Raw genomic sequence first — 9,780 nt, 5'->3', positions numbered from 1 at the left:
CTTGAATTCATGGCAGATCATCCCGGTGCCGCCGCCCACCGCGCCTTCCAGCACCGGGCCGCTCTCGGCGTGCTCCAGCGCTTGGCGCACATGCGCAGGCTTGACGTGCTGGCCCCAGATATCGTTCAGCAGGCCGTCGTAGGTTTCCATCACCACCGGCATGCACCAGTACACGGCCGGATCCGCCAGGCGCTCGCGCTCCAGGGCAATCAGGGTGTCGCGCACAATGCCGATGCTGTGGGTGTTGGTGATCGCCAGTGGCGTGGTCAACAACCCCGCTTCGCTGATCCACTCCAGGCCCGTGGCATCGCCATTGCCGTTGAGCACGTGATACCCGGCAAAGCACGGCTGGTGCCGCGCCTCGCCGGCACGCGGCTGGATCACCGTGACGCCGGTGCACACCTGTTTACCGTCGGCGCGGGTCTTGAGCGTGCTGTGGCCAACCCGGACCCCGGGAACATCGGTGATGGCATTCAACGCCCCGGGTGTGCCCAACCCCAACGTGATGCCCAATTGACGTGCGCGCATAACCACTCCTTACAATTTCTGATACGCCGGACTCGACCGACCACTGATGCAATACAGAATCACCGACAGCGCCAACAAGCCGATGATGACCATGATGTCGCGCACCGACGCCTCAGCGATCAAGGTCATCAACAGATACCCGGCGCCCAGCACCGCCAGCAATGCCGGCAGCGGCCACAAGGGCATGCGATACGGATGCGCGCGCTCATGCAGCAGCACCCGGCTCATCAGCGCGCTTAGCGCCACGATCAGGTACACCAGCATGATCAGCAGCACACTGAACGAGGTGAGGTCCGCCAGATTGGAGCTGAAACTCAGCAGCGCCGAAGGGATCGCCAGGAACAGCGTAGCCAACCAGGGCGAATCCCAGCGCGGGTGAATGCGCGTGAACAGCTTGTTGATGGTCGGCGTCCACAGGGCATCGCGGCCGCTGCTGAACACTACGCGGCCGATCTGGATCACGATGGCGACGATGGCGTTGAACACCGAGAGGAAGATCCCGGCACTGACCAGGCGTGACAAGGTTTCGTTGCCGTGGCTGGTCAGCAGGTAGCCGATGGGGTCGGGGCTGCTGATCATCGCACTCAGCGACGGCGCGCCAATCAGCAGCGCCGTGATCGGCACCAGTTCAATCACCACCACCAGCCCCAGGGACCACAACACCGCTTTGTGTACGCCCTTGCCGCCGCATTTCATGTCTTCGGCCAGCAGCACCGCCGGCCCGTAGCCATTGAAAGAAAACAGGCCAATGCCGACCGCGCCAATCACCAGGGCCCAAGGCGCCAGGTGCAACATACCGTTTTCGACGATCTGCGGCTCAAACAACACGCTGACCGGCTGCACCGGATGGCCGAAGCCGAGGAACACGATCACCAGCAAGGCCGCCACTTCCAATAGCAGGCAGGTGCCGGTGATCCAGGCATTGAGCTTGATGTTGAGGATGCCCAGGGCGTAACTGCAGACCACAATGACCAGGGCGACGGTTTGTGAGTCGAACTTAGTGCCCAGGGCGTTATTCAAGTAGGTCGCCGCGCCCGTAGCCAGTACCGGCGGGATAAACAGCAACATCACCAGCACCGTCAGGAACGTCGCATAGCCCGCCATGCCGCCGAATACCCGCTTGGCATACACGTATTCTCCGCCGGCGCTGTTGTGGGCGCGGCCCAATTCGGCGTAGCAAAAGGCGAACATCAGCGCGAGCAAGGCTGCCATGACAAAAGCCAGGAACACACCGCTGCCCGCCTGTTGAATGGCGAACGGGGCGATCACAAACACCGAGCTTGCAGGCGTCACCGCCGAAACGGTAATGGCTACCACGTCGAAGACGCTCAGGGTGGGCTTGAGCACGCCGTCTGGCGCGGGGGAAGCACTCATATCGTTATCCTCTGTCGTTGTTTTTGGTGTGAGGCAGAAACGAAAAGTCTGAAAGTCGTGGGATATGTTTCCCACTCAATGATGGCGACGTTAAAGCCAGAGGTGTTGTCAGCCAATTCCCCTATTGGCGTACTCCCCTTGACGACACCCGCTAAAAACCGAACCCTTGGCCGATCTTTTGATGACGGGAGACTGTGACATGAGCCTGTTCCGGGAAGTCGGCATGCACGCGGGGCTGGGGCGCACCCTGTCACAGATCGGCACCGAGCGATTCTGGAAACAGCTGGTGCTGTTGCTGCACCAATGCCTGCCGTTCGATAACGCCCTGGCGATTTTCTACCCGCTCGATGGCCTGCCCCAGGCCCTTGAGGAATACGACGCCCAGCCCAGCAGCAAACCGGCGTCGATGCTGGTGTACCTCAACGGCCTGTACGTGCTCGACCCGTTTTTCCAGGCTTGTCGCGAAGGGTATGCCAGCGGCGTGTACCGTCTGGAGGAAGTCGCGCCGGACCATTTTCGCCAGAGCGAATACTTCCTCAACTACTTCCACGACAACGTGCTGGAAGACGAGGTGCAATTGATCCTGCAGTTGCCCGGCGCGGGCACGTTGTCGCTGTCACTGGGCATGCAGCGCCGTTTCAGCGCTGAGGAAACCGGGCTGATGACCACTTTGGCGGCGTGGGTGCTGCCGTTGATGCAGCAGCACTGGCAGCAAAGCACCCAGCGTGTACCGGCGGCGCAGGCGATGGCCAGCCAGATTCGCGATGCGCTGAGCCATTTCGGCTGCGGCGTACTCTCGGACCGCGAGCTGGAAGTCGCCCGTTTGGTATTGCGCGGGTTCTCCTCCAAGGCCATGGCCGGGCGCCTGAGCATCTCGCTGGACACGGTAAAAGTGCATCGCCGGCACCTGTACGCCAAGCTGGATATTTCCTCGCAGCCGGAGTTGTTCTCGTTGTTTATCCAGTCGTTGGGGCATGATCTGGAAAACCCGTAGGCTGGCCGCGCATTCGCAGTGCGAGCATTCCTTGGGGATCTGATAACCGATGTTCACGCTGGCGCAGCTTTCGGCGTGCAACACGTCGCTGGAGCAACCGACAGCAACGCAGATATCGCCATTGGCCAGGCCACCGGTGTGGGTGGAGCGGCTCAGCACATGAAACTTTCCATGAAACCGGCCACGCCGATCGCCAGTTTGCGGCGCCAGGGCGCGGTATCGGGGTTGGCCAACACCTGGTCTTCATGCACAAAACTGCGAATGATCGCGTTGTAACCCAGCCATCGGCACGGCTCCGGCTCCCAGGCCTTGAGCGCCTCCAGGCCGCGTTCGCGGATGACCCAGGGCTGATGGGTCAACGGCGTATCCAGGCCCAGGATCAGGTCGGCCAGGGTGCGACCGCCCAGGTTGCTTGCACCGACGCCCTCCCCGCCGTAGCCGCCGGACAGGGCGATGCCAGTGGCGTGATCGCAGAGCATGTGCGGTCGGAACTGGCGCGACATACCGAGGTTGCCGCCCCAGGAGTGCGTAATCCGCACGTTCTTCAACTGTGGGAACAGCTCGCCGAACAGGTAGCGACGCAACTCCACTTCGCTGTCGGTCAAATCGAAGTCCTGGCGCAATTTTCCGGCAAACTGATAACCGCCACGGGCACCGAACACCAGGCGGTTGTCGGCCGAGCGCTGGCCATAGGTGACCTGGCGACTGCTTTCGCCGAAGGCCTGGCCATCCCTCAGGCCGATTTCGTCCCAGGTGCTGGCGGGCAATGGCTCGGTGGCGACGATCAGGCTTTGCACCGGCAGTTGGTAGCGGCCCAGCGGCGCCAAGGTCGTTGCGTAGCCCTCGACGGCCGGCACCACCCAGGCGGCACGCACGCCAGCCTTTGCAGTACGTAGGCTGCCAGACTGCCAATGGGTCACGGGCGAGTTTTCGTAGATCGCGACCCCCATGCGTTCCACCACCCGCGCCAGGCCGCGGACCAACTTGGCCGGGTTGATCGTCGCCACATGGGGCGCATAGACCGCGCCATAGGGCTTGGCGATACGCAACTGCTCGACCAGTTGTTGCGGGCTGAGCCAGCGGTAGTCGGCCTCGGTGAGGCCTTGGGCGTAGAGCGTGTCCAGGTAAAGGCGCAGGCTGCTTTCCTGCTCGGGGTAACGCGCGGCGCAGTAGAGGGCGCCGCCCTTGCGGTAGTCGCAATCAATGCGCTCGCGGGCGAGCACCTGGGCCACTTCGTCGGGAATACCGTGCAGCAGGTCAAACGAAGCACGCCGTTGCTCGGGCGCCAGGTCGGCGAGCAAACGGTCTTCACCCAGCAGGTTGCCCATCAGCCAGCCGCCGTTACGCCCGGACGCACCGAAACCGGCGGTTTGCGCCTCGATGATCGCGATATTCAGCTCAGGCGCCTGGCGCTTGAGGTAATAGGCAGTCCACAGGCCGGTGTAACCGGCGCCGATGATTGCCACGTTGACGTCCAGGTCGTGCTCCAGGGGCGGCCGCGCTACAAACGGGTCGTCCAACTGGTCCATCCATAAACTGATAGTGCGCCATGCCGGCATGCCAGGTTCCCCTACCTCGTTTCGATAGGCTGGATACTAAGGCCGGATGTCAGGAGTTGTCTTGCGCGCACACACACGCAAATGTTGGAGCGACCTGCTGCCCCCATCAGCGCCGAATCAATCGGCTTACCGATACAGGCAGAGGCCAGCGGCGGCCGGCTATTGACCGTAACCCTTAAAATAGTACTGGACGGCTACGACAATCGTTTGATCTTCAACACGGAATTCACAATCCACCGACCCGAAAAACGTTTTAAGCGAGGTGGACCTAGTGAGCGACACCTCACCTTTGAGGGCGTTGTACGCGTTACCGGTTTGAGGGTCGACATAAGCAATTTTCTTAACATGCTCCCCTCCAACCAGATATGTACCCGTCGAAATGGTAGGGGGCGTGAGATGCACCTCAACCGCTTCGAATCTATCCGGGTCGCCGTTCTCCTTTTGGGACCCGAAAAACCTCAGCGCCCCCTCTTGCTCATCAATATGCACGTAGTCCGCGTGAAACTCGTGATCAAGTCGGTCGATTTCGATAGTTCCGTCCATGCGGCCTATGGTGTTTGGCGCGCCGGGTGGGGTGGATCGATTGTAGTCAGGCATGGCTACTCTCCTGCTGAAAGGGAAGATGCCCGGGAATTACACAACTAATCTGCGAACGAAAAAACTGTCAAACATGACAGGTTTAACCCCCGCCTCTTTAATTGCCAATCGATCTAACTGAATAGCCTCTTCAGCGCAGCCTTTAATGGTTCGTCGGAACCTCTGACTGGTGGCCTTTTGCCCGGCCGCGACGAGGATATGACCCACATCAACGTATAGGAAAAGAACTGCCGAACGGAACGAAAAAACTCCGCAGACGTGCGCAAACGGATGCTACTTTTAGACTCTCACTCGCCATGACCTGTAACGGTCCTGGCCCCTGCCGCGAGCTAAAGGAAGCGCTCAATGAACAAGGTGGGCAACATGAACAAAGTGACATTCCCCAATGCCTGTCAACTGATGCGCTGGCATTTTCACCCCATGGGCTTCGAAGGGAGTATGGATGCCCCCGGTAGCATGGTCGCGCGTCTGTTCGACCGCGCCAGTGGCGAGACGCTGATTGCCATCGCCGGCATCCCCTGCGCCACGGTGATGAATGCTGCCGATGTAGAGCGCATCATCGAGGCGGTGGAAGCGGAGCTGGAGTGTTTTGTGCCGCCGCATTTGTTGAGGGCTTGAGCGCGCAAAGCAGGCAGGCTCGCGCACTATAGCGGGTATCAGTCGCCTGGTTTTTCGACTGATGCGCCGCTATCGCGGGCAAGCCCGCTCCCACACTGAGTCTGTGCCAGGCGAGGCTTAGCGCTGATCGTCAAAGAACGCTTTCTTGGCGTCTACCCGCTCCGATGCCTTCGGTACATTCACAGCCTGGCCCTCGGGCTTTTCCACATACCAGTAGCAATGGCTTATGGCGCGGGTAATGCCGACATAGGCCAGGCGCAGCACTTCGTCTTTTTGCGCGTTGTCATACGGTTCAGTGTCGCCAGCCTTGCCCAGGCCCGCCATCCGGTACACCTGGTTCTTGTAAGGCGAACGGGTGACATGCTGGCAATCCCCAAGCAGGAAAACCGCATCCGCCTGCAGGCCTTTGGCGCTGTGATAGGTCAGTTGTTTCAGCCTGCGCGCTGCCGGCGGCAAGCTAGAATCAACATCAATAACGGACTTAATATGCTCTTTAATCAATAACTTATCACTGCTTTTTCGATAAAGCATTAACACCGAATCGCCCTTTTCATAGTGTTCCTGCAGTCGACGACCCAGCGCCGCATCGTCGCGCTCCAACACCGTAACGGGCACCAGCGCCTTGGGTGCACCGCAGGCCTTGGCCTTCTTGCCGGGGATCGCTGGCGCGGCGCGCACAATGTGTTCGGCGGCATCGATGATGTGCTGATGGCTGCGGTAGTTCTCGCCGAGCATGACGCGGGTGGTACTCGGTGACGCAAATTCCTTGTTGAACTCCATGAAATACTTCGGCGAACTGCCGCGCCAGCCATAGATCGACTGCCAGTCATCCCCCACGCATAACAGTGACGAGCTCTGAGCGCCGCGCCCTACATGCATGGCCGGTCCACGGCTGCGGATTTCACGCAGGCTGGCGCGCAGCCAGGACACAATCTGCGGCGAGACGTCCTGGAACTCATCGATCATCAGGTGTGACAACGGCCGCAACAGGAGGTCGCTGAGCAACTTGAGGTTTTCCGGGGTGTTTTCGCTAAACAGCGAGAACATGCGGTTGTAGGTCATGATCGGCGGCGACTGGTCGAGCAGATGGTCTTCCAGGGCTTTCCAGAAAATGCTCAGGGCCTCGAAGAAGTAACGGTCCGGATCATCCTTGGCGAAGCTCATCTGGCCCACGGCGCCGGGCACATCCAGACCAAGATTCTCGATGAAGCCCGCGGCCATGACAAAGCAGTCCAGCAACGGCGCCGACGCCAGCTCGCCTTTGACCTTGTAATCGAACCCCGGCCCTGCGCTGGCGTCACCGGCCAGGCAGCTCAAAAGACGCTTAGATGACTCATAACTATCTAACCATATCAAAGGCTTACGACAGAATGCTTGAAACAAGGTGCGCTTTACCGCCCATTCCGCACGCACCGACAGCTTGGCATTGGGGCGGCTGACCTGGGCGTTTTCCCGTGAATCGAAGCCCAGCACGACCCAGGCATCCAGCTCGGGAATATAGCCATGGCAATGAAACTGCGCGCCATTGATCTCTACGGTCTGGCGACTCGGCTCAATCCCCTTGATGGGCCAGGCACCCGCACGAAACCACAGGTCTTCAATCACGTCACACAGTTCTTCATCGCGCTTGGCGGCCAGTTCCGTCACCGCCATGCGCTTCTGCACGTCCGGGTGATCACGCTCCAGCTCCTTGAGCTGCAAGCCATGGCGCGCCAGCGGTGCAATCAGTTCGCGAAAGCGCGCATGCTGGCCGTGCAGCCGGTGGTAGCAGGCGTTCATCTGCTGGCGCTGTGCCTCATTGAGGCGCAGGTCGAACGGGTTGCTGTCCGCGTCCTCGAAGCCTGCGCCGAGGTTCTCGAACGCCTGCAACCGCTCGAAGCCCGGCAGGCTGCGCACCATCGGCAGGATACGCGAGTGAAAGGTCCGTACTACGGACTGAGCTTGTTTGATATCAATGGGTTGCCCCCACAAGCTAAGTTTTTCCATGAGCTTGTTGATGAAGTCTTTGCGCGACTCACGGGTAAACGTCACCACGGTCATCGAGCTCAGCTCGAAGCCCAGGTAATGGGTAAGCAGCAGGATACGCAACACCAGCGAGGTGGATTTGCCCGCACCAGCACCGGCTATCACTGAAGTCGACGGCGTGTCGCTGAAGATCATCTTCCATTGCGCGGCGCTGGGCTGGGCGTGGGCCGGCAGCAAGCGCGCCACATCGGCTTTGATACGCTTTTTCAGATCGGCCGTCAGCGGCAGCCGCCAATCATCGAACAGGCTGTCATCCACCCCAGGCGCACGGTGCTCTTGCGGGCGAAAGTCGCGAATCAGCAGGACTTGCCGGCCTTCCTCGATGCCGTCGGCCTTGCCCTCGCGATAGCCATACTCAACGCCCGCCTCGTGCCCGCTGCGAAAACCATCGGCCTGCCCATGCAGCCAGGAGAACCGGTGCTGGGCGCGCAAGCGGGTCAGACCATGCCCGAACAATCGGGCGGCGAGCCGCTTCAACCACGGCATTTCGGCCAGGGGGCGCAATTCAGGGGGCAGATCAGGCTGTTGTTGCGGCACGCGGACTCCTGCGATGAGCTGGGTGTTGACGAGTGCGCCATGGTCGCCGGAATCGCCGCGCAGTTCCAGCCAATTGCTTTGCCGTCATGCAGTTAGGCGATGAAGTGAAAGTCAAAGCGCCCAAAACAAATCCAATAAATCGATAGGAATAAGGCAATTTTTACGCTTTTTATCGATCATGCGCTGTTAGATGATGAGCGCCATCAACGGGAGACCATCATGCTCGAATTACGACCTTTCACCGCCCTGGGCGGCGCCCATCATGGCTGGCTTGACGCCCATCATCACTTTTCATTCGCCGAGTACCACGACCCCAAGCGCATGCACTGGGGCAACCTGCGGGTCTGGAACGATGACATCATCGCGCCCGGCACCGGTTTCCCCCAGCACCCGCACCGCGACATGGAAATCATCACGTATGTGCGCGAAGGCGCCATCAGCCACGCCGACAACCTCGGTAACAAGGGCCGTACCGAGGCGGGTGACGTGCAGGTCATGAGCGCCGGCACCGGGATTGCCCACAGCGAATACAACCTGGAAGCCATCCCCACGAAGATTTTCCAGATCTGGATCATCCCCAACGAGGCCGGCCTGCCGCCGTCGTGGGGCGCCAAGCCGTTTCCGAAAGGTGACCGTGAGGGCTTTATGACACTGGCCAGTGGCAAGGCCGGTGACAGCCAGAGCCTGCGCATTCGTGCGGATGCGCGCCTGGTGGCCGCCAATCTGAAAGCCGGGGAAAGTGCCGAATACCGCCTGGACAGCGGGCGTCGTGCTTATCTGGTGCCAGCGACGGGAGTGATTGAGGTCAATGGCTTGCGCGCGCACGCTCGAGACGGTGTCGCGGTGGAAGATGAACAACTGCTGCGCGTGACCGCGATAGAAGACAGCGAGATCGTGCTGGTCGACCTGGCCTGATGTCGAGGCGAGATGTAGGAGCGGGCTTACCCGCTCCTACATTGACGCAGGTGTATCAGTTAGCGCTGATTGCACCGTCTACCAATACCTGCGCTTCTTCTACCAACTGCTTGAGGTGATTTTCACCGATGAAGCTCTCGGCGTAGATCTTGTAGATATCCTCGGTGCCCGATGGCCGCGCGGCGAACCAGCCGTTTTCGGTCATGACTTTCAAGCCGCCGATCGCCTGGTTATTACCCGGCGCATGGCTGAGGATCTGCTGGATGCGCTCCCCGGCCAGTTCGGTGGACGTCACCTGCTCCGGCGACAGCTTGCCCAACAGGGCCTTCTGCGCCGGAGTGGCCTTGGCGTCGACGCGAATGGCGAACGGTTCGCCCAAGGCGTCGGTCAGGCCACGGTAGATCTGGCTTGGGTCCTGGCCTTTGCGCGAGGTCATTTCTGCCGCGAGCAACGCCGGGATCAAACCGTCCTTGTCGGTGCTCCACACGGTGCCGTCCTTGCGCAGGAACGAGGCGCCGGCGCTTTCTTCACCGCCAAAGCCCAGCGAACCGTCGAACAGGCCGTCGGCAAACCACTTGAAGCCGACCGGCACTTCGTACAGGCGCCGCCCGATGCGCGCCGCGACAGAAATGA

8 protein-coding genes and 2 pseudogenes are annotated in these 9,780 nt (G+C 60.6%); 3 read left to right on the top strand and 7 right to left on the bottom strand.

Translation table 11 applies throughout. The features are described 5' to 3' along the window. Both L9Z73_RS18445 and L9Z73_RS18440 read right to left on the bottom strand, forming a co-directional pair. Positions 1-528: P1 family peptidase (locus tag L9Z73_RS18445; protein WP_247403752.1), on the bottom strand; the 528-nt coding region annotated here is incomplete at its 3' end. Between the two features lie 9 nt (positions 529-537). Next, positions 538-1,902 (bottom strand): APC family permease, encoded by a 1,365-nt coding sequence (locus L9Z73_RS18440; RefSeq protein ID WP_247403750.1) that lies wholly within the window; start codon positions 1,900-1,902, stop codon positions 538-540. Between the two features lie 199 nt (positions 1,903-2,101). On the opposite strand from L9Z73_RS18440, the gene L9Z73_RS18435 reads away from it, so the two are divergent. Further along, entirely contained in the window at positions 2,102-2,896 is a 795-nt protein-coding gene (locus L9Z73_RS18435) for a helix-turn-helix transcriptional regulator (RefSeq protein WP_247403748.1), read from the top strand. 27 nt (positions 2,897-2,923) lie between these two features. Here L9Z73_RS18435 and L9Z73_RS18430 read toward each other — a convergent pair. The 3 genes and pseudogenes from L9Z73_RS18430 to L9Z73_RS18420 form a co-directional block, all read right to left on the bottom strand. After that, positions 2,924-3,043 (bottom strand): annotated as a pseudogene (locus tag L9Z73_RS18430) (spermidine/putrescine ABC transporter substrate-binding protein PotF); the annotation flags it as partial. A 5-nt stretch (positions 3,044-3,048) separates the two neighbouring features. Further along, positions 3,049-4,455 carry an NAD(P)/FAD-dependent oxidoreductase gene (locus tag L9Z73_RS18425; RefSeq protein ID WP_247403745.1) on the bottom strand — a complete coding sequence of 469 codons (1,407 nt, stop codon included), beginning with the start codon at positions 4,453-4,455 and terminating at the stop codon, positions 3,049-3,051. 159 nt (positions 4,456-4,614) lie between these two features. Next, a complete protein-coding gene (locus L9Z73_RS18420; RefSeq protein ID WP_247403742.1) occupies positions 4,615-5,052 on the bottom strand; it encodes a hypothetical protein in 438 nt (145 codons plus the stop codon). 345 nt (positions 5,053-5,397) lie between these two features. On the opposite strand from L9Z73_RS18420, the gene L9Z73_RS18415 reads away from it, so the two are divergent. Then, on the top strand, positions 5,398-5,670 hold the full coding sequence (locus tag L9Z73_RS18415) for a DUF1652 domain-containing protein (RefSeq protein WP_247403740.1): 273 nt from the start codon (positions 5,398-5,400) through the stop codon (positions 5,668-5,670). A 117-nt stretch (positions 5,671-5,787) separates the two neighbouring features. Here the strand turns inward: L9Z73_RS18415 and L9Z73_RS18410 are convergent, their stop codons facing one another. Next, positions 5,788-8,232 carry a UvrD-helicase domain-containing protein gene (locus L9Z73_RS18410; RefSeq protein WP_247403736.1) on the bottom strand — a complete coding sequence of 815 codons (2,445 nt, stop codon included), beginning with the start codon at positions 8,230-8,232 and terminating at the stop codon, positions 5,788-5,790. Positions 8,233-8,451: 219 nt separating this feature from the next. On the opposite strand from L9Z73_RS18410, the gene L9Z73_RS18405 reads away from it, so the two are divergent. Beyond that, a complete protein-coding gene (locus tag L9Z73_RS18405) occupies positions 8,452-9,147 on the top strand; it encodes a pirin family protein (RefSeq protein ID WP_247403732.1) in 696 nt (231 codons plus the stop codon). A gap of 55 nt (positions 9,148-9,202) precedes the next feature. Here L9Z73_RS18405 and L9Z73_RS18400 read toward each other — a convergent pair. Next, positions 9,203-9,780: pseudogene (locus tag L9Z73_RS18400) on the bottom strand (alpha-D-glucose phosphate-specific phosphoglucomutase); the annotation flags it as partial.

Origin of the sequence: Pseudomonas emilianonis, assembly GCF_023072625.1 — a bacterium.
Classification (GTDB): Bacteria; Pseudomonadota; Gammaproteobacteria; order Pseudomonadales; family Pseudomonadaceae; genus Aquipseudomonas; species Aquipseudomonas paraveronii.
The sequence above is the reverse complement of the archived record's forward strand: the minus strand, read 5'-3'. Positions and strand labels throughout refer to the sequence as shown.

Excerpts from the sequence above, each read along its gene's own strand:
- L9Z73_RS18425 (WP_247403745.1), bottom strand. The coding sequence starts at position 4,455 with ATGCCGGCATGGCGCACTATCAGTTTATGGATGGACCAGTTGGACGAC.
- L9Z73_RS18415 (WP_247403740.1), top strand. The coding sequence starts at position 5,398 with ATGAACAAGGTGGGCAACATGAACAAAGTGACATTCCCCAATGCCTGT.
- L9Z73_RS18420 (WP_247403742.1), bottom strand. The coding sequence starts at position 5,052 with ATGCCTGACTACAATCGATCCACCCCACCCGGCGCGCCAAACACCATA.
- L9Z73_RS18405 (WP_247403732.1), top strand. The coding sequence starts at position 8,452 with ATGCTCGAATTACGACCTTTCACCGCCCTGGGCGGCGCCCATCATGGC.
- L9Z73_RS18440 (WP_247403750.1), bottom strand. The coding sequence starts at position 1,902 with ATGAGTGCTTCCCCCGCGCCAGACGGCGTGCTCAAGCCCACCCTGAGC.
- L9Z73_RS18435 (WP_247403748.1), top strand. The coding sequence starts at position 2,102 with ATGAGCCTGTTCCGGGAAGTCGGCATGCACGCGGGGCTGGGGCGCACC.